This is a genomic window from Micromonospora sp. II (assembly GCF_001709195.1).
GTDB classification, from domain to species: domain Bacteria; phylum Actinomycetota; class Actinomycetes; order Mycobacteriales; family Micromonosporaceae; genus Micromonospora; species Micromonospora chalcea.
The window spans coordinates 95,013-121,026 of sequence record NZ_LYXF01000035.1 but is presented as its reverse complement, the minus strand read 5'-3'; the positions used below and the strand labels follow the sequence as shown (position 1 = coordinate 121,026).

26 protein-coding genes and 1 riboswitch are annotated in these 26,014 nt (G+C 75.3%); of the genes, 19 read left to right on the top strand and 7 right to left on the bottom strand.

Annotated features, from left to right (window positions below; genetic code table 11):
- Positions 1 to 61 precede the first annotated feature (61 nt).
- Positions 62 to 730, top strand: coding sequence for a hypothetical protein (locus A8711_RS18455; protein ID WP_069088916.1), 669 nt, complete (start codon positions 62 to 64; stop codon positions 728 to 730).
- 44 nt (positions 731 to 774) lie between these two features.
- Here the strand turns inward: A8711_RS18455 and A8711_RS18450 are convergent, their stop codons facing one another.
- On the bottom strand, positions 775 to 1,104 hold the full coding sequence (locus A8711_RS18450) for a hypothetical protein (RefSeq protein WP_043329196.1): 330 nt from the start codon (positions 1,102 to 1,104) through the stop codon (positions 775 to 777).
- Between the two features lie 100 nt (positions 1,105 to 1,204).
- Here A8711_RS18450 and A8711_RS18445 point away from each other — a divergent pair, with 100 nt between their 5' ends.
- The 5 genes from A8711_RS18445 to fabF all read left to right on the top strand — a co-directional run bounded on the left by A8711_RS18445 (position 1,205) and on the right by fabF (position 6,241).
- Positions 1,205 to 2,479: a CdaR family transcriptional regulator gene (locus A8711_RS18445; RefSeq protein ID WP_274479170.1), complete on the top strand. Its 1,275-nt coding sequence runs from the start codon at positions 1,205 to 1,207 to the stop codon at positions 2,477 to 2,479.
- Positions 2,480 to 2,577: 98 nt separating this feature from the next.
- The gene (locus A8711_RS18440; protein ID WP_069088915.1) at positions 2,578 to 3,744 is read left to right on the top strand and encodes an acyltransferase domain-containing protein; all 1,167 of its coding nucleotides are present in this window, start codon (positions 2,578 to 2,580) and stop codon (positions 3,742 to 3,744) included.
- The gene (locus A8711_RS18435) at positions 3,745 to 4,689 is read left to right on the top strand and encodes a beta-ketoacyl-ACP synthase III (RefSeq protein WP_043329189.1); all 945 of its coding nucleotides are present in this window, start codon (positions 3,745 to 3,747) and stop codon (positions 4,687 to 4,689) included.
- An 83-nt stretch (positions 4,690 to 4,772) separates the two neighbouring features.
- The gene (locus A8711_RS18430) at positions 4,773 to 5,012 is read left to right on the top strand and encodes an acyl carrier protein (protein ID WP_007072348.1); all 240 of its coding nucleotides are present in this window, start codon (positions 4,773 to 4,775) and stop codon (positions 5,010 to 5,012) included.
- 2 nt (positions 5,013 to 5,014) lie between these two features.
- On the top strand, positions 5,015 to 6,241 hold the full coding sequence (fabF, locus tag A8711_RS18425; protein ID WP_030503633.1) for a beta-ketoacyl-ACP synthase II: 1,227 nt from the start codon (positions 5,015 to 5,017) through the stop codon (positions 6,239 to 6,241).
- An 88-nt stretch (positions 6,242 to 6,329) separates the two neighbouring features.
- Here fabF and A8711_RS18420 read toward each other — a convergent pair whose 3' ends face one another.
- From A8711_RS18420 to A8711_RS18410, 3 genes are read right to left on the bottom strand one after another with little or no spacing between them, the layout of a single operon-like run.
- A complete protein-coding gene (locus A8711_RS18420) occupies positions 6,330 to 6,548 on the bottom strand; it encodes a hypothetical protein (RefSeq protein ID WP_069088914.1) in 219 nt (72 codons plus the stop codon).
- A 58-nt stretch (positions 6,549 to 6,606) separates the two neighbouring features.
- Entirely contained in the window at positions 6,607 to 8,331 is a 1,725-nt protein-coding gene (locus A8711_RS18415) for a glycoside hydrolase family 3 protein (protein ID WP_069088913.1), read from the bottom strand.
- A 33-nt stretch (positions 8,332 to 8,364) separates the two neighbouring features.
- A complete protein-coding gene (locus tag A8711_RS18410) occupies positions 8,365 to 8,856 on the bottom strand; it encodes a DUF3145 domain-containing protein (RefSeq protein WP_013287841.1) in 492 nt (163 codons plus the stop codon).
- A gap of 331 nt (positions 8,857 to 9,187) precedes the next feature.
- On the opposite strand from A8711_RS18410, the gene A8711_RS18405 reads away from it, so the two are divergent.
- From A8711_RS18405 to A8711_RS18385, 5 genes are all read left to right on the top strand, one after another.
- Complete coding sequence (locus A8711_RS18405; RefSeq protein ID WP_043329183.1) at positions 9,188 to 9,517, top strand: hypothetical protein; 330 nt, start codon at positions 9,188 to 9,190, stop codon at positions 9,515 to 9,517.
- 248 nt (positions 9,518 to 9,765) lie between these two features.
- Positions 9,766 to 10,671, top strand: a complete 906-nt coding sequence (locus A8711_RS18400) for an alpha/beta fold hydrolase (RefSeq protein ID WP_064448227.1) — start codon at positions 9,766 to 9,768, stop codon at positions 10,669 to 10,671.
- A gap of 124 nt (positions 10,672 to 10,795) precedes the next feature.
- Positions 10,796 to 12,913: an AAA family ATPase gene (locus A8711_RS18395; protein WP_064448226.1), complete on the top strand. Its 2,118-nt coding sequence runs from the start codon at positions 10,796 to 10,798 to the stop codon at positions 12,911 to 12,913.
- 94 nt (positions 12,914 to 13,007) lie between these two features.
- Positions 13,008 to 13,922, top strand: a complete 915-nt coding sequence (locus A8711_RS18390) for a cation diffusion facilitator family transporter (RefSeq protein WP_043329179.1) — start codon at positions 13,008 to 13,010, stop codon at positions 13,920 to 13,922.
- Positions 13,923 to 14,065: 143 nt separating this feature from the next.
- A riboswitch (cyclic di-AMP (ydaO/yuaA leader) is annotated at positions 14,066 to 14,197 on the top strand.
- Between the two features lie 4 nt (positions 14,198 to 14,201).
- Positions 14,202 to 15,278: a hypothetical protein gene (locus A8711_RS18385; RefSeq protein ID WP_069088912.1), complete on the top strand. Its 1,077-nt coding sequence runs from the start codon at positions 14,202 to 14,204 to the stop codon at positions 15,276 to 15,278.
- On the opposite strand, the gene A8711_RS18380 is transcribed toward A8711_RS18385, so the two are convergent.
- Positions 15,275 to 15,811 carry an SRPBCC family protein gene (locus A8711_RS18380; RefSeq protein ID WP_231915621.1) on the bottom strand — a complete coding sequence of 179 codons (537 nt, stop codon included), beginning with the start codon at positions 15,809 to 15,811 and terminating at the stop codon, positions 15,275 to 15,277. The two genes, A8711_RS18385 and A8711_RS18380, sit on opposite strands and share 4 nt — an antisense overlap.
- 41 nt (positions 15,812 to 15,852) lie before the next feature.
- Entirely contained in the window at positions 15,853 to 16,212 is a 360-nt protein-coding gene (locus tag A8711_RS18375) for an STAS domain-containing protein (protein WP_013287849.1), read from the bottom strand.
- Positions 16,213 to 16,633: 421 nt separating this feature from the next.
- On the opposite strand from A8711_RS18375, the gene A8711_RS18370 reads away from it, so the two are divergent.
- The 4 genes from A8711_RS18370 (at position 16,634) to A8711_RS18355 (ending at position 18,988) form a co-directional block, all read left to right on the top strand.
- Entirely contained in the window at positions 16,634 to 17,038 is a 405-nt protein-coding gene (locus A8711_RS18370; RefSeq protein WP_064448225.1) for a hypothetical protein, read from the top strand.
- Positions 17,039 to 17,208: 170 nt separating this feature from the next.
- The gene (locus A8711_RS18365) at positions 17,209 to 17,883 is read left to right on the top strand and encodes a BON domain-containing protein (RefSeq protein ID WP_064448224.1); all 675 of its coding nucleotides are present in this window, start codon (positions 17,209 to 17,211) and stop codon (positions 17,881 to 17,883) included.
- A gap of 59 nt (positions 17,884 to 17,942) precedes the next feature.
- Positions 17,943 to 18,440, top strand: coding sequence for a redoxin domain-containing protein (locus A8711_RS18360; protein WP_043329170.1), 498 nt, complete (start codon positions 17,943 to 17,945; stop codon positions 18,438 to 18,440).
- Positions 18,437 to 18,988: a DsbA family protein gene (locus tag A8711_RS18355; RefSeq protein ID WP_064448223.1), complete on the top strand. Its 552-nt coding sequence runs from the start codon at positions 18,437 to 18,439 to the stop codon at positions 18,986 to 18,988. Before A8711_RS18360 ends, A8711_RS18355 begins: the two co-directional genes overlap by 4 nt.
- 1 nt (position 18,989) lies before the next feature.
- Here A8711_RS18355 and A8711_RS18350 read toward each other — a convergent pair whose 3' ends face one another.
- Positions 18,990 to 21,761 (bottom strand): LuxR C-terminal-related transcriptional regulator, encoded by a 2,772-nt coding sequence (locus A8711_RS18350; protein WP_069088911.1) that lies wholly within the window; start codon positions 21,759 to 21,761, stop codon positions 18,990 to 18,992.
- Between the two features lie 160 nt (positions 21,762 to 21,921).
- Between A8711_RS18350 and A8711_RS18345 the strand changes: the two genes are divergently transcribed.
- The 4 genes from A8711_RS18345 to A8711_RS18330 are packed head-to-tail and all read left to right on the top strand — an operon-like array spanning position 21,922 to position 25,831.
- Positions 21,922 to 22,347, top strand: coding sequence for a hypothetical protein (locus A8711_RS18345; protein ID WP_064448221.1), 426 nt, complete (start codon positions 21,922 to 21,924; stop codon positions 22,345 to 22,347).
- Entirely contained in the window at positions 22,344 to 23,480 is a 1,137-nt protein-coding gene (locus A8711_RS18340; RefSeq protein WP_069088910.1) for an alcohol dehydrogenase catalytic domain-containing protein, read from the top strand. Before A8711_RS18345 ends, A8711_RS18340 begins: the two co-directional genes overlap by 4 nt.
- 31 nt (positions 23,481 to 23,511) lie before the next feature.
- The gene (locus A8711_RS18335) at positions 23,512 to 24,687 is read left to right on the top strand and encodes a trans-acting enoyl reductase family protein (protein ID WP_069088909.1); all 1,176 of its coding nucleotides are present in this window, start codon (positions 23,512 to 23,514) and stop codon (positions 24,685 to 24,687) included.
- Positions 24,688 to 24,718: 31 nt separating this feature from the next.
- Positions 24,719 to 25,831: a MerR family transcriptional regulator gene (locus tag A8711_RS18330; protein WP_069088908.1), complete on the top strand. Its 1,113-nt coding sequence runs from the start codon at positions 24,719 to 24,721 to the stop codon at positions 25,829 to 25,831.
- Positions 25,832 to 26,014 lie beyond the last annotated feature (183 nt).

The window sequence follows — 26,014 nt, the reverse complement described above, 5'->3', positions numbered from 1 at the left end:
GGACACCGGTCCAGTGTGACTGCAGCGGAAGCCAGCCATCGAACGGGGCGAGGAGGCGGCGATGATCCGGAAGGTGAGACGGCTGCTGATCGCCGTGACCGGGACGATGGCGGCCCTCGCGTGCACACTGGCTCTGACCGGCGCGACGGCGGCCCACGCCGCCCCGAAACCGACGCCCGCGCCCGCCCCGACCGGCGTCGACATCACCGGCGACAAGCTCGACGAGCCGCTGCGGCTGCGCACCGACAGCCGGTCGGCCGACGTCCACCTGGTGATCGACCAGATCAAGTGGCTGGGCGCGACCGGCCAGCTGCGCGGCCCGGCCGCCGCGGACCTCGGTCCGAAGTACACGGTGGTGGTGCACGTCGCCGCCGGTCCGCAGCGCACCTACGACCTCTTTCCCCTGGCCAAGGGCGGCCCGCGGGTCTACCGGCCGGCGAAGCAGCCGGACCGGAGCAACCTCCGCGCGGGCTGGTTCCTCGGGCGGCTCAACATGCCGGAGACGCTGCGCTCGGTAGGCGTGCCGTTGCCGGCGCAGTTCGACACGCTCGCCGGTGGCATCGGCGGCGGCGAGCGGGTGCTGCCGGAGGAGGCGCTCGACCCGGTGGGCGAACTCGACACCGCCCTCGGCGAACTCCAGCGGCTGCTGCTGCTCAACGTGGGCGTCGTGCTGGTCATCACCGCCGGGCTCGCCGGCATCGCGCTGCTGGTGCGCCGCCGCACCCGCTGAGCCCGGCCCGACACCGCGTCGGCGTCAACCCGCCCGGCTCCGCGTCAGCACCAGCGACGCGGCGGGCGCTCCCGGCGGACCGTACGGTTGCGCGGGCGTACCGCGCCGTGGCGGTGGGCGCCCGCCCAGCCCGCCAGGTCGCTGCGACAACCCTGCTCCGGCGACGCCTCGTCCGCGAGATGCGCCGGCTCGACGGCCCGCTGACGGGGCACCGCCGGCTCGTCCTCGGCGCGCTCCGCGGCCCGGCCGACGGCCTGCTCGCCCTGGTGGTGCAGGCACGGCCGACGCGGGTGCGTGGCCGTGACCGGCTGGTCGTGGCCACGCCGGCACGGCTCGCCCTGGGCGCAACCGTGCTCGGCCTCCCCCTGCGCCATCCCGGCCTCCTCACCGTCGCCCTCGCGCGCCCGCCGGAACAGCCCGGGCGCGCCCTGACACCGTACTGGCCCACCCGGACAAGATCGCCAGCGCGTACCGGTGGAGATCGTCACGCCACGGCGAAGCCGCCACCTCGGAGTGGAACCGCTGCTCAGCGCATGTCAGGCTGGTGCGGTGAGCGAACCGGGCGGCACGGAGACGTCGGCGACGCTGCGGCGTATCGAACGGGCGGCGGGCGGCCTGGCCACCGCCAGCGTGGCCCGGATGGACGAGACACTGCCCTGGTTCCGCGACCTGCCCGCCGACCAGCGCTCCTGGGTCATGCTCGTGGCCCAGGCCGGCGTGCGGTCACTGGTGCAGTGGCTGCGCCAGGGTGGCGGGGCCACCGACCGCACCCAGGAGGTGTCGGACGAGGTCTTCGCCGCCGCGCCGCAGGCGCTGGCCCGCTCGATCAGCCTCCAGCAGACCGTGGCGCTGATCAAGGTGACCATCGACGTGGTCGAGGAGCAGGTGTCGGAGCTGGCCGTGCCGGGCGAGGAGCAGTCGCTGCGGGAGGCGGTGCTGCGCTTCTCCCGGGAGATCGCGTTCGCCGCCGCGCGGGTCTACGCCCGGGCCGCCGAGAGCCGCGGCTCCTGGGACGCCCGGTTGCAGGCGCTGCTGGTCGACGCGTTGCTGCGCGGCGACTCCCCGGACGTGCTGGCCAGCCGGGCCGCCGCGCTCGGCTGGACGGACGCCCCACCGGTCGCGGTGGCGGTGGGCCGTTCCCCCGGCGGCGAGGTGGCCGCCGTGCTGCACACCGTCTACCGGCAGGCCCGGCGGATCGGCGTCGAGGTGATCGGCGGCGTGCACGGCGACCGGCTGGTCATCGTGCTGGGCGGGGCGGCCGACCCGGTGGCGGCCACGGAGAAGCTGCGTACCGCCTTCGGTGAGGGGCCGGTGGTGGTCGGCCCGGCGGTGCCCAGCCTGGACGAGGCCACCGAGTCGGCGCGGGCCGCGCTGGCCGGGTTCCGGGCCGCGCCGGCCTGGCCGACCGCGCCGTGCCCGGTCGCCGCGGACGAGTTGCTGCCGGAGCGGGCGCTGGCCGGCGACACCGAGGCCCGCCGCCGGTTGCGCCACGACGTGTACGCGGCACTGGCCCGCTCCGGCGGCGAGCTGCTGGAGACGCTGGACGCGTTCTTCGCCGCCGGTGGCACGCTGGAGAGCGCCGCCCGGGCGCTCTTCGTGCACCCGAACACCGTGCGCTACCGCCTGAAGCGGATCGCCGAGGTGACCGCCTTCTCGCCGCTGGCCCCGCGCGACGCCTTCGCGCTGCAGGTGGCGCTGACTGTGGGTAGGCTCGACCCGGTGGTACCGGGGGTCTCCGACCGGCGATGACCGCCCACCGATTTTTGTAGGTTTCCTCCAAAGGTTCTAGTGCGGTTTCGTGCCGTGCGTTACAGCGCGACCCGCGAGTATCCGTCAGAGTCGTACACGTGCTCGCCGTACTCTCTCCGGGACAGGGTTCGCAGAAGCCCGGCTTCCTCGCTCCGTGGCTCGACCTCGACGGTGTCGAGGCGCGCCTGCGCTGGTGGTCGGCCCTGGCCGGGGTGGACCTGATCCATTTGGGCACCCGGGCGGACGCGGACGAGATCAAGGACACCGCCCGTACCCAGCCGCTGCTGGTCGCCGCCGCGCTGCTCGCCGCCGAGCACCTGCCGATGCACGACGTCGCGCTGGTCGCCGGGCACAGCGTGGGTGAGCTGGGCGCCGCCGCCCTGGCCGGGGTACTGCCGGCCGAGGCCGCCGTGACGCTCGCCGGCGTACGCGGACACGAGATGGCCGCGGCCTGCGCGCTGGAACCGACCGGGATGGCCGCGGTGCTCGGCGGTGACCCGGACGAGGTGCTCGCCGCGCTCCAGTCCCACGGGCTGCACCCGGCCAACCGCAACGGCGCCGGTCAGATCGTGGCCGCCGGTGCGATCGACGGGCTGGACAAGCTCGCCGCCGAACCGCCGGCCCGCACCCGGATCATCCGGCTCCAGGTGGCCGGCGCGTTCCACACGCCGTACATGGCACCGGCCGAGGCCGCGCTGGCCGCCGTCGCCGCCGGTGTCACCGCCTCCGCCCCGGCCCGGATCCTGCTGTCCAACCTCGACGGCGCGCCGGTCGGGCACGGCCCGGAGACGCTGCAGCGGCTGGTCCGGCAGGTCACCGCCCCGGTCCGCTGGGACCTGTGCATGCGTACGCTGGCCGACCTCGAGGTCACCGGCGTGATCGAGCTGCCGCCCGCCGGCACCCTCGCCGGACTGGTCAAGCGGGAACTCAAGGGCGAGGGCGCGCCCGAGATCGTCACTCTGAACACCCCCGCCGACCTGCCCGCCGCGCGGCGGCTGATCGCTCGGCACGCCGGTCCCGCCCGCCCGTACACGCCGTGGTTCCGGATGGTCGTCTCCCCCGCCGCCGGCCGCCTCGCCCGGGCGGCCGAGGCGACGGTGGGCGCCGAGGTACGCGCCGGCCAGGTCCTCGGCCACGTCACCGGGGCGCAGGGGCCGGTCGAGGTGACCGCACACGACAACGGGCTGCTCACCGAGTGGCTCGCGCACCACGACGACCCGGTCGCCCCGGGCCAGCCCCTCGTCCGCATCGGAGGAACGCACTAAATGGCCGGCAGCCGGATCGTCGCGATGGGGCACTACCAGCCCTCCCGCGTCGTCACGAACGACGAGATCGCGCAGATGGTGGACACCAGCGACGAATGGATCCGGGACCGGGTCGGCATCGCCACCCGGCGGATCGCGGGCGACGAGACGGTCGCCGACATGGCCACCGCCGCCGCCGGCAAGGCGCTCGCCAACTCCGGCCTCACCGCCGCCGACATCGACATGGTCGTGGTGGCCACCTGCTCGTCGGTGGACCGCAGTCCCAACGTGGCCTGCCGGGTCGCGGCGAAGCTCGGCGTCACCGCGCCCGCCGCATACGACCTCAACACCGCCTGCTCCGGCTTCGCATACGGGCTGGGCACCGTGGACCACGCGATCCGGGCCGGCGCGGCGCGCAACGCGATCGTCGTCGGCGCCGAGAAGCTCTCCGACTTCACCGACTGGACCGACCGCTCGACCTGCATCATCTTCGCCGACGGCGCCGGGGCGGCCGTGGTGACCGCGACCGCCGACGACGAGCCGGCCGGGATCGGGCCGGTGGTCTGGGGCTCCGCGCCGGAGAAGAGCGACGCGGTACGCATCGAGGGCTGGCAGCCGTACATCGCGCAGGAGGGGCAGTCGGTGTTCCGCTGGGCCACCACCGCGCTGGCCCCGCTCGCGCTGCAGGCCTGCGAGCGGGCCGGCGTGGCCCCGTCGGAGCTGGCCGCGTTCGTGCCGCACCAGGCCAACGGCCGGATCATCGACGGCATCGCGAAGCGGCTGAACATTCCGGACGCGATCATCGCCAAGGACATCGTCGAGTCCGGCAACACGTCGGCGGCGAGCATCCCGCTGGCCCTGTCGAAGCTGGTCGAGCGGCGCGAGGTGCCCTCGGGCGCCCCGGTCCTGCTGTTCGGCTTCGGCGGCGGCCTGACCTACGCCGGTCAGGTCGTGCGCTGCCCCTGAGATCCCCTCGGGCGCGAACGCGCCGAGGCGCGTGACCGGCGACGCCGGTCACCGGTAACCCCCGATGAGAGGAACCAACCGTAATGACCCGTGACGAGATCACCGCCGGCCTCGCCGAGATCCTCGAAGAGGTTGCCGGGGTGAACCCGGACGACGTGGCCGAGGGGAAGTCCTTCACCGACGACCTCGACGTCGACTCGCTCTCCATGGTGGAGGTCGTGGTGGCGGCCGAGGAGAAGTTCGGCGTCAAGATCCCGGACAACGAGGTGCAGAACCTCAAGACGGTCGGTGACGCGGTCAGCTACATCGAGGCGCAGTCCTGATCATGAGTCGTCCCGACGTCGTCGTCACCGGGCTCGGCGCGACGACCCCGCTCGGCGGGGACGTCGCGTCGACCTGGGACGCCATGCTCGCCGGCCGCTCCGGGGTGAGTGCGCTCACCCAGGAGTGGGCGGCGGACCTGCCCGTCCGGATCGCCGCCCAGCTGGCGGTGGACCCGTCCGAGGTGCTGGACCGGGTGAAGCTGCGCCGGCTGGACCGCTCGGAGGCCATCGCCATCATCGCCGCCCGGCAGGCGTGGGCCGACGCCGGGCTGGCCGAGGCCGGGCCGGACCCGGAGCGCCTGGCGGTCAGCGTCGGCTCGGGCATCGGCGGCGCCACCACCCTGCTCGCCCAGGACGACATCCTGGAGAAGTCGGGCCCGCGGCGGGTCTCCCCGCACACCATCCCGATGCTGATGCCGAACGGTCCGGCCGCCTGGGTCGGGCTGGAGCTGGGCGCCAAGGCCGGCGTGCACACCGTGGCCAGCGCCTGCGCGACCGGCGCGGAGGCGATCGCGCTGGGTCTGGACATCATCCGCGCCGGCCGGGCCGACGTGGTGGTGGCCGGCGGCACCGAGGCGGTCATCCACCCGCTGCCGATCGCCGGCTTCAGCTCGATGCGGGCCATGTCGACCCGCAACGACGAGCCGGAGCGGGCCTCCCGGCCGTGGGACTCCGGTCGCGACGGCTTCGTCCTCGGTGAGGGCGCGGGCGTGGTGATCCTGGAGCGCGCCGACCACGCCGCCGCCCGGGGCGCCCGGGTGTACGCGCGCCTGGCCGGCGCGGGGATCACCTCGGACGCGTACGACATCGTGCAGCCGCATGCCGAGGGCGAGGGCGCGATCCGGGCCATCGCCCGGGCGGTCGCCGACGCGGACGTGGCCCGTACCGACATCGTGCACGTCAACGCACACGCCACCTCGACCCCGGTCGGGGACATGCTGGAGATCGGCGCGCTGCGCCAGGCGGTCGGCGACCACCCGGTGCTCACCGCCACCAAGTCGATGACCGGGCACCTGCTCGGCGCGGCCGGCGCGCTGGAGTCGATCGCCACCATCCTGGCCATCCGGGACGGCGTGATCCCGCCGACGATCAACCTGGACGACCCGGACGAGGGCCTCACCCTGGACGTCGCCGCGCACAAGGCGCGGCACATGGAGATCCCGGCGGCGCTGAACAACGCGTTCGGCTTCGGCGGACACAACGTGGCGCTGGTCTTCACCCGCCCCTGACGTAAGGAAGGGCCCCTTCTTAACAGCGACTGTTAAGAAGGGGCCCTTCCTCTACCGCAGGCGTTAACAGGGGGCCCTTCCTTACACCTCAGCGGTTGCGGGGGTGTAGGCGGGCGGTGCGCTCGTTTCCCCGCCGGTAGTTGCCGGTCCACCGGGCCATGGCCAGCTGCGGATCGTCGTCGACCTCGGCCAGGAACTGCGCGGCCCGGCCGCCGCGAAGCGTGCTCGCGACCCGGCCGTGATGCGTGATCACCACCGTGCCGTCGGCGCGCTGGACGTACCGGAATCCCTGTGCTGCCTCTCCCATGGGCGCCACCCTGCCAGCCGGCCGCCCCGGGCCGCACCCGAGTTACCGGCGGCGGTGGTCAGGTGCGGCAGGTGGTGGCGGGCAGGCCGGAGACCGGCACCGGGGAGCGGCCGCCCGGGCGGGCCTTGCCGGCGAGCACCGCGGCCAGGCCGTTCATCGAGGCCCGGGTGGACGAGTAGGTCGCCATCAGCGTCGGGGACTTCGCCCCGGACAGCACGTACGGCGTGTCCATCGCCACCGTCACGGCGGCGTCGGCGCGCAGGTCCTTCGCGCCGTCGCCGTACCCGACCAGGTGCACCACCGTGCCGCCGGAGGGCACCACCTTGACGCCGGCCGCGGTGAGCGCCTCGGTCAGCAGCTTGCGGGTGCGCTCCCGGCCACCGGAGGAGGTCACGCTCACCGGTCCGGTCACCGCGCCGCCGCACTTGCCGCGCAGCACAGTCACCGCGGCGGTGGCGAGGTCGTCGGCGGCCTTGCGGTGGTCGGCGCCGTCGAGCGTGGACAGCGCGGGCGTGTCCCGCCCGGCCAGCCGGAACTTCATGGTGAGCACCCGGGTGACCGCCTCGACCAGGCGGGCGCGGGGCAGCGAGCCGTCCTTGAGCGCGGCGCGCAGCCCGTCGTACGCCTGGGTGACGTTCGGCGTCATCAGGATGAGGTCGTTGCCGGCGTTGAGCGCGCGCACGGCCGCCTCACCGGGTGACCACTTCTTGGCCGGGGCCATGTTCATCCCGTCGGTGATCACCACGCCCTGGAAGCCGAGCTGGCCGCGCAGCACGTCGGTGAGCAGCTTGCGGGAGAACGTGGCGGGGGTGCCCGGGTCGACCGCCTTGACGTCCAGGTGGGCCGACATCACCGCCATGGCCCCGGCGCCGATCCCGGCCCGGAACGGCGGGAACGCGATCCGGTCCAGGTCGGCGCGGGACTGCTTGATCACGGGCAGCTCGGTGTGCGAGTCCTCGGCGCTCAGGCCGTGCCCGGGGAAGTGCTTGACCGCCGCGCCGACGCCCTCGGCCTGCAGGCCGCGTACCGCGCCGGCCACCTGGGGGGACGCGGTCGCCGGGTCCGCGCCGAAGGACCGGGAGCCGATCACCGTGCTGCGGGTGACGAGCACGTCGGCGACCGGGGCGAAGTCGAGGTTGATGCCCATCGCGGCCAGCTCGGCCCCGGCGGCCCGCCAGGCGGCCTCGGTCAGCGCCGGGTTCCCGGCGGCGCCGGCCGCGAGCGGGCTGGGCAGCAGCGTCACGCCGTCGGTGATCCGGGTGACCACGCCGTACTCCTGGTCGGTGCCGATCAGGAACGGCGCGGCGCCGGCGGGCAGCTTGCCGGCGGCGGCGCGCAGCCCGTCGGTGAGCGCCCGGACCTGCTTCGGGTTGTCGACGTTCGTGGTGGCCTGGTTGCCGGAGGTGGGGTCGTCGGCGCTGAAGCCGACCAGGATGACGCCGCCGAGCCGGTACTTCGCCACCATCTCGGCGGGGGTGTCGACGCCCGCCAGCGCGCGGTTGCCGGCCGCCGAGCCGGCCGAGACCTCGGTGGCCGAGCTGCCGTAGGCGTACGGCATCAGCACCTGCCCGACCAGGTCCTCGTCGCTCAGCGTGCCGACCAGCGCGGCGGCGCGGGCGGCCGGGTCAGCGGCCGGCGACTCGCTCGGCGCGGGCGCGGCCGACGACGGCGCCGGACTCGTCGGGGTGGGACGGGGCCGGTCCGGCCCGTCCGAGCACCCGGAGACGAGCAGCGCGGTCAGTGCGGCGAGCGCGACGGCGGAGCGCCGCGGGGAAATCGACACGCGGCCCACCGTATCGGGGCAACTCGGCCGCCGTCACCCGACCCGGGTGAGCAGCGTCACCGGGGCGCCGTCGCCGGCGTAACGGTAGGGCTCCAGTTCGGCGTCCCAGGCGGTGCCCAGCGCCTTGTCCAGCGCGTGGGCGAGCGCCTCCGGGCTGCGCGCGGCGGCCATCAGGCTGCGCAGCCGGTCCTCGCCGAGCTGGATGTCACCGGCCGCGCCGACGGCGGCCCGGAACAGGCCCCGGCCCGGTACGTACATGAAACGCTCGCCGTCGACGCCGGGACTGGGTTCCTCGGTGACCTCGAAACGGATCATGGGCCACTGCCGGAGGGCAGCGGCCAGCTCCGCGCCGGTCCCCGGGCTGCCGGTCCAGCCGCACTCGGCGCGACGAGCGCCCGGATCGGCGGGCTGCGCCGTCCAGTGCAGGTTGACCGGCGCGGCGAGGACGCGCGCGATCGCCCACTCGACGTGCGAGCACACGGCGAGCGGGGTCGAGTGGACGTATACGACGCCACGCGTTGGCACGGTGACCTCCCGGTGAGCCGAGGTGCGTCTTCCCCTACGACCTCGTCCTACCGAGTGGTACCTGGACACACATGATGACCCGTGTGACTGGTGGTGCGCCAGCGAATCGGAAAATTCGCCGGTCCCAGCCGGCGGGAAATACCCGGGAGGTGGAGCCGGTTGTGCCCTCTGACGCCGCGACGACCAGCCAGGTGTCGCGGTCGTGTACAGTTCTCTGGGCGGTTCTGTGTGCCGCCGTACATCTTCGCGGGCAGGCGCTCAACCCGGGCGTCACTCGCACAGCCCCCGGACGGCTTTCCGTCCCCACCGTACGTCTGCAAGGAGTACCTCCGTGGCGAGCAACACCTCTAAGACCGCGCGCGCGTCAGTCCGGGCCGGCCAGGCTGGCCAGGGTGGCGCCCTCAGCGTGCTGGGCGAGTTCAAGTACCTGATCCCGCTCAACGGCGGCAAGCACGCCTACGTGCGCAACCTGACCAACGGCAAGACCGCGCACCTGCGCACCGACTCCGAGGCCTTCGTCGAGGAGATCCGGGTGCTGGCCGCCGCCGGCCACGCCGCCAAGATCCGGGCTGAGATCAACGGCCTCGCCGCCGCCCACCCGGACCACGGCTGGGAGGCCACCGAGAAGCGCCTGGTCGAGGCCGGCGTCTTCGAGGGCTGAGCACCCTTCACCCGCACCACCGCGACCGCCCGCCGGGATCACCCCGGCGGGCGGTTTCGCGTCTGCTCCTGCGGCAGCAGCGTCACCTCACCGGTGGCGGATCGCCGGCGGATGCGCGTCCGGCTCGTCCATAGGCCGGACGCGAATCTTCTCCCCGCCCCGGTTGCCGTGGTGTCATGACGGGTAACGCCGGTGTCACCGCCGGGACACCCGGTGGACGCAAACCGGACGGGCTCGGGGGTGGCGACATGGAACTGCGGCTTCCGGACGGCGTACGCCTGCACGTGACGGTCACCGGGCCGGTCGACGCCGAGGTCACCGTGCTGATGCTGCACGGCTGGACGCTCGACGGCCGCAGCTGGCACCGTCAGGTCGCCGAGCTGCGGGAACGGTTCGGCGACCGGGTCCGCCTGGTCACCTACGACGCGCGCGGCCACGGCCGGTCGAGCTGCCTGGCGCTGCGCGACGCCACGCTCGCCCAGCTCGGCGACGACCTCGCCACCGTGGTCGACGAGATCGCCCCGTCCGGGCCGATCGTGCTGGTCGGGCACTCGATGGGCGGAATGACGGTGATGGAGTACGCCCACCGCCACGCCGACCGGTTCGCCGCGCGTACCGCCGGGCTGGTCTTCGTCTCGACCACCGCCGAGGGGCACACGCACACCGTCTACGGCCTGTCCCCCCGCATCACGAGGTTGATCCGGCTCGCCGAGACCACCGGCGCCGGGGTGCTGGCCCGGTGCGGCGGCTGGCGGCCACCGCACGCCCTGCTGCGCGCGCTGCGCCCGAGCATCCGCTGGATGCTGTTCGGCGACCGCTGCGACCCCGCGGACATCCGGCTGGTCACCTCGGCGGTGGCCCGGGCCACGCTGCGCTCGATCGGCGGGTTCCGCGCCTCGATCGGGGCGCAGCACCGGCTGGAGACGCTCGCCGCGCTGGGCGGGCTGCCGGCCGCCGCGCTGGTCGGGGACCGGGACCGGCTCACCCCGCCGCCGTGCGCCGAGTCGATCGCGGCGGCGCTGCCCACCACGGAGCTGACCGTCTGCCCGGGCGCCGGTCACATGCTGATGATGGAGCGCCCGGACCAGGTGAACGACGCCGTGGCCGGGGTGCTGGACCGGGTGCTGACCGGCCGTCCGGCGGCCCGCCTCTGAGCGTCTCCCGCTCCGGAACGGCACTGACGTACGCCACGCGGACGGCATGCCCCGGCGCTGCGGTTGCCGAGGGCCCGTACCCTCATTCAGCCCGTCGTGCCGTCCGACCACAGGAGCATCCGCGTTGACCGACCAGACCACGCTGGACCGGGAGATCGCCGCCGAGCAGCGCCACCTCGACCGGGTGTACGCCCGGCTGGCCGAACTGCGCCGGTCGGCGGCCGACGCCGAGCGGGAGGGCTACCGGCTGGCCCGGGTCGGCAACTTCGGCGCGCTGGTCGAGCGGGATGCGATGGTCTTCCACGCCGCCCAGCGCCGGCACGTGCTGGACGCCGAGCACGAGGGGCTGGTGTTCGGGCGGCTGGACCTGCGTACCGGGCAGGTGCTGCACGTCGGCCGCCTGGGCGTGCGGGGCGTGGACGCGGAGACGCTGGTGGTGGACTGGCGGGCGCCCGCCGCCGCCGCGTTCTACCAGGCCACGCCCGCCGAGCCGCGCGGCGTGGTGCGCCGGCGCACGATCCAGTCGGCCTCGGAGAAGGTCACCCGGATCGAGGACGACCTGCTGGACCCGGAGGCCGCGCCGCCGGACATGGCGGTGGTCGGTGACGGGGCGCTGCTGGCCACGTTGTCCCGGGCCACCGGCCGGGGCATGCGCGACATCGTCGCCACCATCCAGCGCGAGCAGGACGAGGCGATCCGCTCCCCCGGCAACGGCGTCACGATCGTCTCCGGCGGCCCGGGGACCGGCAAGACGGCGGTGGCGCTGCACCGGGCCGCGTACCTGCTCTACTCCGACCGGGCCCGGTACGCCGGCGGCGGCATCCTGGTGGTCGGCCCGTCCGGCGTGTTCGTCGAGTACATCGCCTCGGTGCTGCCCTCACTGGGCGAGGAGACCGCCACGCTGCACTCGCTCGGCTCGCTCTTCCCCGGCCTGTCCGCGTCGCGGACCGACCCGCCGGACGTGGCGGCGGTGAAGGGCTCGCTGCGGATGCGCCGGGTGCTGGAACGCGCGGTCCGCGACGCGGTGCCGGACTCCCCCGCCGAGCTGCGCCTGCTGTACCGGGGTGAGCTGCTGCGCCTGGAGCGCCCCGCGCTGGACGCGATCCGGGACCGGACGCTGGCCCGGGGCGCGCGCCGCAACGAGGTACGCCGGGCGGCGTTCGACGCGGTGCTCGCCGCGCTCTACGCGCAGGCCCGCACGCTGCGGGTGGGCCGGCTGCCGGAGCAGCCCGCGTTCGAGGACGAGATCATCGAGCGGCCGGAGTTCCGCGAGTTCCTCAAGGCGTGGTGGCCCCGGCTGCACCCCCGGCACGTGCTGGACTGGCTGGCCCGCCCGGACCGGCTGCGCCGCTACGCCGGGGGGATCCTCTCCTCGGCCGAGATCCGGTTGCTCGGGCAGGCGTACCGCACGCTCGCGACCGACGGGCTGACGGTGGCGGACATCGCGCTGCTGGACGAGCTGGACGCGCTGCTGGGCAAGCCGGTGCAGCGGGCCCGGCCCAAGCGCGACCCGTACCAGCTCGCCGGTGGCGTGCGCGAGCTGAGCACGTACGCCGATCGGCAGCGCGCCGCCCGCGCGGCGGCGCGGGAGCGTCCGGCCGACTACCGCGACTACGCGCACGTGGTGGTGGACGAGTCGCAGGACGTCTCGCCGATGCAGTGGCGGATGATCGGCCGGCGCGGGCGGCTGGCGTCCTGGACGGTGGTCGGTGACCCGGCGCAGACGGCCTGGACCGGCGACCCGCAGGAGCTGGACCGGGCCCGGGACCAGGCGCTGGGCCGGCGCAAGCGGCACCGCTACGAGCTGACCACCAACTACCGCAACTCGGCGGAGATCTTCGCGGTGGCGGCGGCGGAGATCCGCCGGCTCTACCCGGATCTGCCGCTGCCCGACGCGGTCCGGTCCACCGGCGTTCCGCCGGTCGAGCGCACGGTGCCCGCCGCCGAGCTGCCGGCGGCCACCGTCGAGGCGGCCGAGGCGCTGCTCGGCCAGGTGGAGGGCACCGTCGGCGTGATCACGCCGGTGCCGCGCCGGGACGAGGTGGCCGGCTGGCTGGGCGCGCTCGGCGCGGGCCGGCTCCAGGTGGTGACCAGCCTCCAGGCCAAGGGCATGGAGTACGACGGCGTGGTGCTGGTGGCGCCGAGCGAGATCCGGGCCGATCCGGGCTCGGGCGTGCGCACGCTCTACGTGGCGCTGTCCCGGGCGACCCAGCGCCTCACCACGCTCGACCCGGTGGGGTGAGGGGCCACGCCCGCGCCACCCACAGTTCACTTGCATACATAGCGATGTGAGCATACATTGGGCCCGGCCGGTACGCGGCAGGGAGGGTGTTGGCGTGGGCGCAGGTCATGACCACAGCAGCGCGGTGGCCAACGCGGCACACCGCCACGCAGGCCGGCTCTGGGCCGCGTTCGCGCTGCTCGCCGTCCTGATGGTGGTCGAGGCGGTGGCCGCCTTCACCACCGGCTCGCTCGCCCTGCTCTCCGACGCCGGGCACATGTTCACCGATGTGCTCGGCATCGGCATGGCCCTCGCGGCGATCACCGCCACCCGGCGCGCCGGCACCGACCCGCAGCGCACGTTCGGCCTCTACCGGCTGGAGGTGCTCGCCGCCCTCGCCAACGCCGTGCTGCTCGGCGCCGTCGCGGTCTACGTCCTGATCGAGGCGGTACGCCGCTTCGGCGAGCCGCCGGAGGTGCTGGCCGGCCCGATGCTCGTGGTGGCGGTGCTCGGCCTGCTCGCCAACATCGTCGCCTTCGCGCTGCTGCGCGCCGGGGCGAAGGAGAGCATCAACCTGCGCGGCGCGTACCTGGAGGTGCTCGGCGACCTGCTCGGCTCGCTCGGCGTGATCGCCGCCGCGCTGGTCATCGCGGTGACCGACTGGTGGTGGGCGGACCCACTGGTCGCCGTCGGGATCGGCCTGTTCATCCTGCCGCGCACCTGGCGGCTCGGCCGGGCCGCGGTGCGCATCCTGGTGCAGGCGGCGCCGGAGCACCTCCAGGTGACCGCCGTGCACGACCGACTGGCCGCGGTCCCCGGCGTGGCCGAGGTGCACGACCTGCACGTCTGGACGCTCACCTCGGGCATGGAGGTGGCCTCGGCGCACCTGACCACCGACCCGGGTGTGGACCCGGCCGGGGTGCTGGCCGCCGCGCGGACGGCGCTGCACGAGGACTTCTCCATCGATCACGCCACGTTGCAGGTCGAACCCGGAGCGTCAGCCGGAGTGTGCGGAAAGACCGAGTGGTGATTAGGGCAGACTTAAATCACCGTGACTGCTGTACACTTATGTCGGTTTTGCCCCACCATGCGGCACTGCGCAACGGAGCCGCGCCCGGGCCGCGCCGGTAGGCTCGGTCGCGGCCGCAGCCACCGGCGTCACCGGCGCAGGTGGGGTGGCCGTCGCCTAATCGCCCGAAGGGGCGAGCCGGGGAACCACGTACGTGGGGTGCATCCGCGTCAGCGGTAGGGATCTTCCGTCCCGAACCCGTCAGCTAACCCGGTCGGCGGTTGACGGAAGGACATGTGAATGCCCCCAGTGGCACCTGTACGACGGACGGCCGCCCGGTTGGCGGCCCTGCTCGTCGCGACGCTGACTGTCGGCGTCGCGACCGTTCCGGCCTCCCCCGCCTCGGCGGCGCCCCGGACCGCCCTGCTCGCCGCCGCGCCCGGCGACGACGAGGGCGGCACGCCCGAGCTGCGCGCCCAACTCGACGCGGCCAGCAAGGGCTGGCTGGAGGCGAAGGCCGCGCTGAACCGGTCGGTGAACCGCCAGAAGCAGCTCAACGACCAGCTCGCGAAGGTCGGCGCCGAGCTGGCCGTACGTGACGCCAAGGTCGGTGAGATCGCCGGGGTGGCGTACCGCGCGGGCCGCCTCGGCACCGCCGCGGCGCTGCTCGACAGCAGCAGCCCGGCGGGCTTCATGGACCGGGCCGCCACGCTGGAACAGGTCGCCGCGCACGAGGACCGCACGGTGCGCGAGCTGATCACCACCCGGGACGAGGCCACCCGCACCCGGGCCGCGCTCGACACCGAGATCCGCGAGCAACGCAAGCAGGTCGAGGTGATGGGCAAGCGCAAGGAGCAGGCCGAGCGCGCGCTCGAAGTGGCGAACGAACGTTCCGCCCGCAACAACAGCAGCGGCGGCGGCAGCGTCCAGGGCACCTCAAACAAGAACGCGAAGCCCGCACCACGCAACTCGGACGGCTCGTGGCCGTCGGAGTCGTGCAGCGTCAACGACCCGACCCCGGCCAACGGCTGCATCACCCCGCGGACGCTGCACGCGCTGCAGCAGGCCAAGGCGGCCGGTTTCACCAGGTACGTCTCGTGCCACCGGCCCAGCGGCTCGGGCGAGCACCCGAAGGGGCGGGCCTGCGACTTCGCCGCCCAGAAGAACGGCTTCGGCGGCGTGGCCAGCGGCGGTGACCGGACGTACGGCAACAACCTGGCCGCGTACTTCGTGCGCAACGCCGACCCGCTCGCCGTGCTCTACGTGATCTGGTTCAAGCAGATCTGGCTGCCCAGCAGCGGGTGGAAGTCGTACAGCGGCGGCAACGGAGACCCGTCCAGCGACCACACCAACCACGTGCACCTGTCGGTGTACTAGCGCGCTCCCGGGGGGCCGGCCGGATCGGGCCGGCCCTCCAGCGTCGCGCCGAGACGGGCCGCCAGGCTCAGGTGAGCCGCCCGGGCCTGGCGGAACGCGTACCCGAACAGCGGCGCCGGCGCGGTGAGCGTGATCTCCACGTCGATGCGCACGGTGCCGTCGGGCTCGTCGCGTAGCCGGGTGTGGTTGCGCACCGTCGTCGCCGGCTGCTGCCGGGCCACAGTGACCACCTCGTCCTCGCTCGCGACCAGCACGTCCGCCTGGTACGTGACCGGGAAGTGCAGCGGGCCCAGTTGCAGCCGGTCGGTGATCGCGTAGCTGGCCAGCGCGCCCGGCCGGGCCGGCAGCTGCCGGACCCGGACGATCAGCGGATGCAGCTCGCCCTGGCGACTCAGGTCACCCAGCAGTGCCACCGCGTCGGCCCGGCTGCACCGGGCCTGCACGGTGTAGCTGAAGCTGTCGCTGCTCTGCAAGCGGGCCCCCTCGCCGTCGTACGTCGCGACGATCGTCCCGTACCGACGCCGGGCTGGCAACGGGTAGAAGGTCCCCTGGCCGCAGGGGGTGCGAACGGCGCTCAGGCGCCGGGCAGCACCTCGGGGGTGTCGTCGGCGAACCACGGCTCGGGAGCGCCGAAGAGGCCGAGCAGGCCGGTCACCCAGAGCTGCCGGTGCACGAACCGGCTCGGCTCGGTGACCACGAGCTTGACGCCGCTGACCTCGCAGGTCTGGAAGCCGGCCACCATGGCGCTGATGCCGACCGAGTCGATGAACGTGACGAGCCGCATGTTCAGCTCGATGCGCGAGGGACGGCCCTTCGCGAGCACCTCGGCGATCGCTTCCCGCACCTCGTACGCGGTGTCGACGTCGATCTCCCCACGGGGCGCGATCTGGACGACACCACCCGGCCGCACCGACTTCACGATCGACAGGCTCACGCGAGCACCTCCACTCGCCCTTGACGGGCGCCTCATCAGTACGCGGGCCGCGACCGAGAGTATTCCTCCAACGGCCCGGTCGCCACCCCCCGGGATGAGCAATTCGCGAACTGGGCACACCTGGGCGCTCCCAATCCGGACCTCCGGGTTCCAGTTTCCCCTTCGACGCGGGCCGCGGCCAGCCGTACGGCCGGTCGGACCCGTCGATCCGCCGACCAGGGTAGCGGGCGCGCGCACGTCCCGTCGGCACCGGTCCCGGCGCGTTCGGGTGGTTCGTCCCGTTCGCTGCTCACGAGCCGGGCACCACCGCGAGGGTTTGCCGCGTGCGCCGGTGGGGCACTGCCCCGAGACAGTGAACGCGCCGGATGGACACCGGAGTCCGAAGTGGCCGCCGGCCTTCGGCACCCGAGGAGGTAGAACGATGTTCGGATCCAACCTGCTGGACCGCCGGGGCAAGGCCGAGCGGGTCGCCGACCAGGCGTGGCAGCACCTGCTCTCCGCGGCCGGCTCCGCCGGTGACAGCGTGCGCGACGCCACCCGCAGCGCCCGCCGCAACTCCTCCGGCTTCGCCGACGACGCCACCGACCTGGTCGGCTCCGCCGCCGAGGAGGCGCGCCGGCGTGCCACGCTCGCCTTCGACGCGCTGGCCGGACGCCGGCCCGCCCTGCCCTGGACGCTGCTGATCGCGGCGGCGCTCGCGGGCGCGGCGATCGGCTGGGCCGCCGGCACCGCCGCGCGCGCCGCGGGCAGCCGCGACCGCGCCGCGGACGAGATCGAGTTCGTGGACGTGGACCGCCCGAACTCCCCGGCCGGCCTGGACGGCTGAACCCCACCCGACCGGCACGGTGGCCGCTCCCGGCACTCCCGGGGGCGGCCACCGTGCCGCGTGGTGCGCTCCCCCACCCGGACCGGGTGAGGGCCGGTCACCCCGGACACGCGCAGGATCGCGGGTGCGGGACCGCGTGCCCGCGCCGCCATCGACGGAGGGAGAGCCGGATGGCCACCGACACGATCACGCGCACCGACCGGGACATCCAGTCCGCGGTGCTCGACGAACTGACCTGGGAGCCCCGGGTCGGCCCGGACGAGATCGGCGTAACCGTCACCGAGGGCGTGGTGACGCTGACCGGCCGGGTGGACAGCTACGCCAAGAAGTGGGCTGCCGAGCGGGCCGCGCACCGGGCCGCCCGGGTCCGCGCGGTCGCCAACGACCTCGCCGTCCAGATCGCCACCGCGGCCGGCCGGGAGGACCCGGAGATCGCCGTCGCGGCCGTACGGGCGCTGGAATGGGACGCGTTCGTGCCGGTCGAGACGCTGCAGGTGACGGTCTCCGACGGCTGGGTCACGCTGCACGGCGACGTCGAGTGGGAGTACCAGCGGCGGGCCGCCGAACGGTCGGTCGCCCGGCTCACCGGCGTACGCGGGGTGAGCAACGGGATCGCCGTGCGCCCGGCGGTCCGCGCCGACGGCCACGACCTGGCCGAACGGATCGTGGACGCGCTCGCGCGCAACGCCGCCACCGAGGCCGAGAGCGTCGACGTCCGGGTGCACGGCGACACCGTCGTGCTGGGCGGGCAGGTCCACTCGCCCGGCGAGCGCGCGGAGATCGAGCGGGTGGTGTGGAACGCCCCCGGCATCCGGGAGGTGCACAACCACCTGGTCGTGCGCTGAGCCGAACCACCCCGCCCGGGTGAGCCCGCCTCACCCGGGCGCCCGCCATGGTGGGAGGCATGAGTGATCCGAACGGGCTGATCACACCCGGGCGGGCCGCCCCCGGGTTCACGCTGCCGGCGGCGCCGGACGGGCGACAGGTGGGTCCCGGGCAGTTCCGGGGCCGTCCGGTGGTGCTGGCCTTCTATCCCGCCGACTGGTCACCGGTCTGCGGCGAGCAGATGGCCCTCTACCAGGCGGCCCTGCCCGAACTGGAGCGGTACGACGCGGTGCTGCTGGGCATCTCGGTGGACAGCGTCGACTCGCACCGGGCGTTCGCCGAGAGCCAGGGCATCCGGTTCCCGCTGCTCGCCGACTTCGAGCCCAAGGGCGAGGTGTCGCGCCGGTACGGCGCGTACGCGCCGCGTGGGCAGTCCGACCGGGCGCTCGTGGTGATCGACCCGGACGGCCGGGTGGCCTGGAGCCACCTGTCGCCGCCCGAGGTGAACCCGGGCGTCGACGGCATCCTCGACGCGCTGGAGCGGCTGGACGCGGATCGGCGGGTGAGCGCCCGATGACCACGCCACTTCAGGTCACCACCGCGCGGCTGCGGACCCCGGTGACCGAACACGACCACGTCCGCGGGCCGGCGGACGCGCCGGTCACGATCGTCGAGTACGGCGACTTCCAGTGCCGGTTCTGCGGCGCCGCGTACCCGAACCTGACCGAGGTGCTGCGCCAGCGGGCCGACGTGGTGCGGCTGGCGTACCGGCACTTCCCGATCGCCAACATCCACCCGTACGCGGAGAGCGCGGCGGAGACCGCCGAGGCGGCCGCCGCCCGGGGCCGGTTCTGGGAGATGTACGACTGGCTCTTCCAGCACCAGGACCAGCTCGACCCGGTGCACCTGTCGCTCGGCGTCGAGCAGATCGGACTGTCGCCGGACGAGATCGCCGCGGAGGTCGGCCGCCAGGAGTACGCCGACCGGGTGCGGCAGGACTTCGTCGGCGGCATCCGCAGCGGCGTCAACGGCACCCCGACGCTGTTCGTCAACGGCGTCCGCCACGACGGCGGCTACGACCTGGCCGAACTGCTGACAGCGGTGGACGCCGCCGCCGACGCCTGAGTCAGATCAACCGCAGCTCGCGCGCCCGCCGGACGGCGTCCCGCCGGCGGGTCGCGTCGAGCTTGCGGTAGATGTTGCGCACGTGCGTCTTGACGGTGTTCACCGACAGCGACAGCTCGGCGGCGATCTCCACGTTGGACAGGATGCTCTGCAGGTACCGCAGGATGGTCAGCTCCCGCTCGGTGAGCGGCTCGTCCAGCCCGCGCGCCGCGCCGTCCGCCGGCCCGGTGACCGGCTGCGCGTCCGCGCCCCGGACCAGTTCGCTCACCGTGGCCCAGTACGCGGTCCCGGAGTCCAGGTGCGCGGCCAGCAGGTCCCGTACCCCCGGGTCGGTGCGGGTGAAGACGCGCCGGTAGCCGTCCGGCTCGGCGAGCGCCAGCACCTCCTCCAGCGCCCGCCCGGCCCGCCGGGCGTCCCCGGACCCTCCGGCCAGCACCGCGTCGAGCAGCCCGGCGCCCAGCCGCACCGGCAGCGGCCAGTCCGCCGCGCCGGGCCCGGCCCAGTCGGGCAGCGTCCGCTCGGCCGCGCGGGCGTCACCGGCGCGCAGCAGCAACCGGGCGGACGCCAGCGCCGGCGCCGGCCCGTCACCAGTGGCGTCGAGCAGCGCCCGGGCGCCGTCGGCGTCACCGGCCGCCGCGCGTACCTGCGCCTCCTCGGCGGCCAGCCACCCGCCCAGCTCCGCGCCGGGCGCGACCGCCCGCGCGCCGGCGAGTGTGCGCAGCGCGCCCGCCGGGTCGTCGCCGTCGGCCAGCAGCCCGGCCCGGCAGAGCGCGGCCAGCGCCGCTCCCCCCGGCTCCGCGGTGGCCGGACCGGCCAGCGCCAGGTGGGCCACGGCCTCCGCGGGCCGGTCCCGGTGCCAGGCCACGAGCGCCAGCGCCAGGTACGCGTAGCCGCAGTCCGCCCGCGCCGACCAGCCCTGGCAGGCCGGCATCGCCAGCGCCTCCCCGGCGAGTTCCTCGGCCGCCCGCAACGCGCCCCGGGCCGCCTCCAGCGCCGCCGACCGGCTGACGCAGAGCAGCTCGGTCCGCGGCCGCCCGGCCCGGCGCGCCGCCTCCCGCGCCTCGGCGAACCGGGTACGGGCTGCCGGCAGTTCCCCCTCGGCCAGCGCGACCAGTCCGTGCGCGGCGCCCGCCACCGCGCGTACGTCGTCGCGCTCGGCCGCCCCGGCACGCGGGTCGGCTCCCGCGTCGGCTGCCGGGCCGGAAGCGGTGGCGAGCAGGCGGTCGGCGGCCTCGCGTACCCCCTGGTGGTTCCCGCCGAGCCGGGCCAGGCTCAGCTCCACGGCGGCGGCCAGCCGGCGGAACCGGTCGCGGCGCGGCGCGGGCAGGTCGTCGGCGTGGGCCAGCGCCCGCCGCAGCTGCCCGTCGGCGGCGGCCGGATCACCGGCGTACGCCCGCTCGGCGGCGGCGGCCAGCGCCAGCTCGGGATCCCGGCGGACCTGGTGCGCCGGCGGCTCCGGCGGGGCCGGCGCGGCGGTCGGCTCGTCCGGGGCCAGCTCGGGCCAGCGGCTGACCAGCAGCTCGGCGGCGGCGGTCCACTCACCGGCGGTCAGCGCGTGCCGTACCGCCTCGGCCGGCCGGTCATGGGCGGCGTACCAGTCCGCCGCCCGCCGGTGCAGCTCGCGCACCTCGTCGGCGGGCAGCCGGCCCAGTTCGTCCCGCAGCACGTCGGCCAGGAGCGGATGCGGCCGGTACCACTGCGGGTTGCCGCCGTCCTGGAGGAGGAAGCCGCCGTCCCGGGCCGCCTCGGCGAGCACCTGCCCGGCGTCGGCCCGCCCGGTCAGCGCGGCGGCGAGGTCGGCGCGGACCGCGACGGCCACCGCCACGCGGCGCAGGACGTCGCGGGTCGCCGGGCCCAGCGGGGCGAGCACCTCGTCCCGCAGGTACGCGGCGACGTCCGGCTGGTCACCGGCGAACCGGTCCACCGCGCGGGCCGGGTCGGTCCCGTCGGCCAGCGCGAGCGCGGCGAAGCGCAGCCCGGCCGGCCAGCCGGCGGTGCGCTCGGCCAGCCGGGGCACCGCCGGGGCGGGCACCGGCACACCGTGCGCGACCAGCAGGTCGGCGACCTCGTCGGTGGTGAACGCCAGCTCGTCCGGGCCGATCAGCGTCAGTTCGCCGGCCAGCCGCCAGCGGTGCAGCGCCAGCGGCGGCTCGCGCCGCGCGCCGGCCACCAGCCGCAGCCGCCCGTCGGTGTGCTGGAGCAGGAACTCCAGCCCGGACAGCGCCGCCGGGTCGGTGACCCGGTGCAGGTCGTCGAGGACCAGCAGCACCGGCCGTTCCCGTCCGGCCAGCGCGGCGGCCAGCGACTCCAGTTGCTCCGGCCGGGGCGGGCCGTCCGGCACCGGTGGCGGTGGTCCCTCGTCCGGGTCGTCGACCGCGGCCGTCCGCAGGGCCGCCGCCAGGTAGCCCCAGAGCCGCCGTGCCGTGTCGCCCTCACCCACCGTCACCCAGGCCGGCGCCGGGCCGTCCCGCTCCGCCCGCGCCCAGGTGGACAACACGGCCGTCTTGCCCCAGCCGGCCGGCGCGAGCAGGAGCGTCACCGGCCCGCTCGCGCCCCGCTCCACCCGCTCCACCAGCCGGGGCCGCAGCAGACCCGGCTCGGGTGGCGGCGGCGGCGTCAACCGGGACGCCAGCAGCGGCGGGCCGCCCGGCAGCGGACCACCGGCCAGGTCGGGCGAATCGATGCCGGCGGTACGCAGATCGGACGTACCGGTGATCTCGCTGGTGTCGTGCGGCGCGGCCACGAACCGGACCTGGTCGGCCTCCTCCGGCATGCATCCCTCCCCCTGTCGACGCGGGCAGCGGTTACCCGAACCGGGCCGGTTCACCCCTTCGGGGCGACCCCGGCTCACCCGCCCCTCGCCCACCCTGGAGGCACGCGGGCGGCCGGCCGGGCAGCGCCGGCCGCCCGAGGCCGGGACCTCGGGAGGTCAGGTGGCGCGGATCAGACGGCTGGCGGCGGGCGCGCTGGCGCTGGCGGCCGGCGGGGCGCGGAGGCTGGCCGATCGCCTGCCGCAGCGGGCCGCAACGGATCCACGGCCGGGGCGCTGGCAGAAGGTGACGGTGGCCGCCGAGCCCGAGCGGGTGCTCCCGGCCGGGCGGTGGCCCGAGCCGCTGCGCCGTCTCGACGGGGCGGTCGAGGTGTGGGCCCGCCCCGCGCCGGGCGGTCGCGGCACGGAGCTGGCGATCCGTCCGCTGGGCGGGGAGTGCACGTTGCCGGGGTTCGCCGCGCACCTGGTCGGTGACGACCCGGGCCGGTACCTGCGCCACGTGCTGCGGCAGACCAAGCAGCTCCTGGAGACCGGCGAGGTGCTGCGGGCGGACCGTTCGCCGCTGGAGCGGCCGGGGCCGGTGCGATGAGGGCGCTGTGCTGGGCCGGGGCCGACGCGGTGGAGGTGCGTCGCGTCCCGGACCCGGAGCTGCGCAACGCCCAGGACATGATCGTGCGGGTGCGGCGCAGCATCACCTGCGGCGCGGACCTGCCGCTCCTGGACGGGCGGGTGCCCGAGGCGTCCGCCGGGGAGGTGCTCGGACGGGAGTTCCTCGGCGAGGTGGTCGAGGTCGGTACGGAGGTACGCCGGCACCGGGTCGCCGACCGGGTGGTGGTGGGCGCCGCGGTGGCCTGCGGGGCGTGCTGGTTCTGCCGGCAGGGGCTGCTCGCCTGCTGCGACAACGGCACGAGCGGCGTGACGGCCGAGCCGGAGTGGGGCCAGCCGTCAGCGGGCGGTTTCGGCCGGCCGGCCCGGCTGGGCGGGTTCGCCGGTGGCCACGCCGAGTTCGTCCGGGTGCCGTACGCGGACGTGGGCGCGTTCGCCGTACCGGAGTCGGTGAGCGACGACCGCGCGGTGTTCGCCGCCGACGCCGCGCCGGCCGGCTGGTACGGCGCGGAGCTGGGCGAGGTCGCCCCGGGCGACGTGGTGGCGGTGTGGGGCGCGGGCGCGGTCGGCCAGCTCACCGCCGGGGCGGCGGTGGCCCGGGGCGCGGACCGGGTGATCGTGGTCGACGACCGGGACGACCGGCTGAGCATGGTCGCCCGGCACGCCGGGGTGGAGGCGCTCAACCACAGGTACGTGGACGTGCTCGCCGAGCTGCGGGAGCGCAGCGGCGGCCGGGGCCCGGACGTCTGCGTCGACGCCTCCGGGGTGCCGGCCGAGCCGAACCGGTGGCCGCTGACCGAGGCGGACGGCGGGGCGGCGCTGCGCGAGGCGGTGCACGCGTGCCGCAAGGGCGGCGTCGTGGTGGTGCTCGACGCCCGGCCCGGTGTGGTGGACCGGTTCCCGCTCGGCGCGCTCGCGGACAAGGGCCTCGCCGTCCGCGCGGCCCGGCGGCGGGGCGCGACGGCGATCCCGGAGCTGCTGGCCCGGATGGCCCGCGACGAGCTGGTCACCGAGCATCTGGCCACGCACCGGATGCCGCTGGAGCGCGGCGCCGACGGGTACGCGTTGTTCCGCGACCGGGCCGACGGCTGCGTCCGGGTTGTCTTCACGCCGTGAAGGTGAGCGCCGTGGATGGCACACTCGGCGGATGCGCGCAGACCGTCGGTACGACCTCGTCCTGTTCGGCGCCACCGGCTTCACCGGCGGGCTGACCGCCGAGTACCTGGCCCGGCACGCGCCGGAGCGGCTGCGCTGGGCGCTGGCCGGGCGTAACCCGGACAAGCTGGCCGCGGTGCGGGAGCGGCTCGCCGCGATCGACCCGGCCCTGGCCGAGCTGCCGCTGCTCACCGCCGACGTGACCGACCCGGCGTCGCTGCGCGCGGTGGCGGAGTGCGCCCGGGTGGTGGCCAGCACCGTCGGGCCGTACGTGCACCACGGCGAGCCGCTTGTGGCCGCGTGCGCCGCAGCCGGCACCGACTACCTCGACATCACCGGTGAGCCGGAGTTCGTGGACCGGATGTACGTGCGGCACCACGCCGAGGCGGTACGCACCGGGGCCCGCCTGGTGCACGCCTGCGGCTTCGACTCGATCCCGCACGACCTGGGCGTCTGGTACACGGTCAAGCAACTGCCCGCAGACGGGCCGATCGCCGTGGACGGGTACGTGCGGGCCGGTGGCCGGTTCTCCGCCGGCACGTACCACTCGGCGCTCACCGCGTTCTCCCGTACCGGTGAGACGAGCCGCGCGGCGCGGGCGCGGCGGGCGATGGAGCCGAAGCCCGGCGGGCGCCGGGTCCGCGCGGTGCCGGGCAAGGTCGGCCGGGTACGCGAGTTCGGCCAGTGGGCGGTGCCCCTGCCCACCATCGACCCGCAGGTGGTCCGCCGGTCCGCGGCGGCCCGCCCGGAGTACGGCCCGGACTTCCGCTACCGGCACTTCGCCGCGCTGAAGCGGCTGCCCACGGTGCTCGTCGCAGGTGTCGGGCTGGCCGGTGTGATGGGGCTGGTGAAGGTGGCGCCGACGCGGCGCTGGCTGCTCGGACGGCTCGCCTCCGGGCAGGGCCCGACCGCCGAGCAGCGGGCCAAGTCGTGGTTCCGGGTGCGGTTCGTGGGCACCGGTGGCGACCGCCGGGTGGTGACCGAGGTGGCCGGCGGCGACCCGGGCTACGACGAGACGGCCAAGATGCTCGCCGAGTCGGCGCTCTGCCTGGCCTTCGACGACCTGCCGGAGACCGCCGGGCAGGTCACGCCGGTCGCGGCGATGGGCGACGCGCTGCTGGACCGGCTGGTACGCGCGGGCATCACGTTCCGCACGCTGCCGGCGTGAGGTTGACCCTCGACCCGCTTGAGGTCACAGGATGACGGCCGTGGAGAGCGAGCTTCGCAGCATCGGCGAGCTGGCCCGGGCCAGTGGCCTGACGGTCAGCGCGCTGCGGTTCTACGACCGTTCCGGGGTGCTGGCCCCGGCCCGGGTGGACCCGGTGACCGGCTACCGCTGGTACACCGAGGAGCAGGTGGACCCGGCCCGGCTGGTGGCCGGGCTGCGCCGGGTCGGGATGCCGCTGGCCGGCATCGCCGAGGCGCTGCGGAACCGGCACCGGCCGGCCGAGGTGCACCGGCTGCTGGACGCGCACCTGCGCCGCCTGGAGGACGGCCTGGCCGACGCGCGTCGCGAGCTCTCCCGGATCCGCAGCCTGATCGACCCGGAGGAGCCCACAGTGACCACCCGCCTCGCGCTGGCCCGCACCGACCTGGCCGCCGCCGTGGACGCCGTACGCTTCGCCGTCGGCGCCGACCCCGAGCTGCCGGTCCTGTCCGGCGTGCTGCTGGAGGTCGCCCTCGACGGGGTGCACCTGATCGCCACCGACCGGCACCGGCTCGCCGTGGCCCGGGTCGCCGGCACCGTCGACGGCCCGCCGGTGAGCGTTCTGCTGCCGGTGGCCGCCGTCGACGAGTTGCGGGCGCTGCTGGACGCTGCCGGCTCGGTGTCGGGCCTCGACGGCGCGGACGTCGCCGAGGTCGTCGTCGCTCCCGGCCGGGTGACCGTCACGGTGGCGGGCCGGCCGCTGACCGCCGTACCGCTGCCGTACGACTTCCCGGACTACCGCCGGCTGCTGCGCGCGCAGCTCGGTGACGTACCCGCGTACCGGATCCCGGTCGACGGCGCGGCGCTGCGCGCGGCGCTCACCGCCGACGGCGTCCCGGTCTGCCACCGCGCGCACGAGGGCGTCGAGCACGAGGTGGTGGCGCTCGGCCTGGACGGCCGCGGCGAGTTGCGCCTTGTCGACCCGGCCGGCGCGGCCGGCGCTGACGCGCTTCGGGTTGGGGTGAACCGGGAGTACCTGCTGGACGCGCTGGGGTCCGGCGACGGCCAGCTCGTGCTGGAGCTGGACGGCCCGATCACTCCGCTGGCCGTGCGACGGACCGACGACGCGCACGCCTTCTCGGTCCTGATGCCGGTACGCCTCTGACGCTCAGCGCTCCCCGGCTTCCGCCACCCGGCCTCCGTCACCCGCCTCCGCCACCCGGCCTCAGCCAGGCCCCGGCGGAAGACGCCAGTGACTGTGCGTGATGCGAACGCTCCCCCGGGATGTTTGCCCTTCGCGGACTTTGCTCTGCAACCATCCGCGCGACGCTGACGCTGCGTCGAACGC

Excerpts from the sequence above, each read along its gene's own strand:
- A8711_RS18360 (WP_043329170.1), top strand. The coding sequence starts at position 17,943 with ATGAGTGATCCGAACGGGCTGATCACACCCGGGCGGGCCGCCCCCGGG.
- A8711_RS18340 (WP_069088910.1), top strand. The coding sequence starts at position 22,344 with ATGAGGGCGCTGTGCTGGGCCGGGGCCGACGCGGTGGAGGTGCGTCGC.
- A8711_RS18330 (WP_069088908.1), top strand. The coding sequence starts at position 24,719 with ATGACGGCCGTGGAGAGCGAGCTTCGCAGCATCGGCGAGCTGGCCCGG.
- A8711_RS18435 (WP_043329189.1), top strand. The coding sequence starts at position 3,745 with ATGGCCGGCAGCCGGATCGTCGCGATGGGGCACTACCAGCCCTCCCGC.
- fabF (WP_030503633.1), top strand. The coding sequence starts at position 5,015 with ATGAGTCGTCCCGACGTCGTCGTCACCGGGCTCGGCGCGACGACCCCG.
- A8711_RS18400 (WP_064448227.1), top strand. The coding sequence starts at position 9,766 with ATGGAACTGCGGCTTCCGGACGGCGTACGCCTGCACGTGACGGTCACC.
- A8711_RS18335 (WP_069088909.1), top strand. The coding sequence starts at position 23,512 with ATGCGCGCAGACCGTCGGTACGACCTCGTCCTGTTCGGCGCCACCGGC.
- A8711_RS18365 (WP_064448224.1), top strand. The coding sequence starts at position 17,209 with ATGGCCACCGACACGATCACGCGCACCGACCGGGACATCCAGTCCGCG.
- A8711_RS18430 (WP_007072348.1), top strand. The coding sequence starts at position 4,773 with ATGACCCGTGACGAGATCACCGCCGGCCTCGCCGAGATCCTCGAAGAG.
- A8711_RS18420 (WP_069088914.1), bottom strand. The coding sequence starts at position 6,548 with ATGGGAGAGGCAGCACAGGGATTCCGGTACGTCCAGCGCGCCGACGGC.
- A8711_RS18370 (WP_064448225.1), top strand. The coding sequence starts at position 16,634 with ATGTTCGGATCCAACCTGCTGGACCGCCGGGGCAAGGCCGAGCGGGTC.
- A8711_RS18350 (WP_069088911.1), bottom strand. The coding sequence starts at position 21,761 with ATGCCGGAGGAGGCCGACCAGGTCCGGTTCGTGGCCGCGCCGCACGAC.
- A8711_RS18455 (WP_069088916.1), top strand. The coding sequence starts at position 62 with ATGATCCGGAAGGTGAGACGGCTGCTGATCGCCGTGACCGGGACGATG.
- A8711_RS18385 (WP_069088912.1), top strand. The coding sequence starts at position 14,202 with ATGCCCCCAGTGGCACCTGTACGACGGACGGCCGCCCGGTTGGCGGCC.
- A8711_RS18355 (WP_064448223.1), top strand. The coding sequence starts at position 18,437 with ATGACCACGCCACTTCAGGTCACCACCGCGCGGCTGCGGACCCCGGTG.
- A8711_RS18450 (WP_043329196.1), bottom strand. The coding sequence starts at position 1,104 with ATGGCGCAGGGGGAGGCCGAGCACGGTTGCGCCCAGGGCGAGCCGTGC.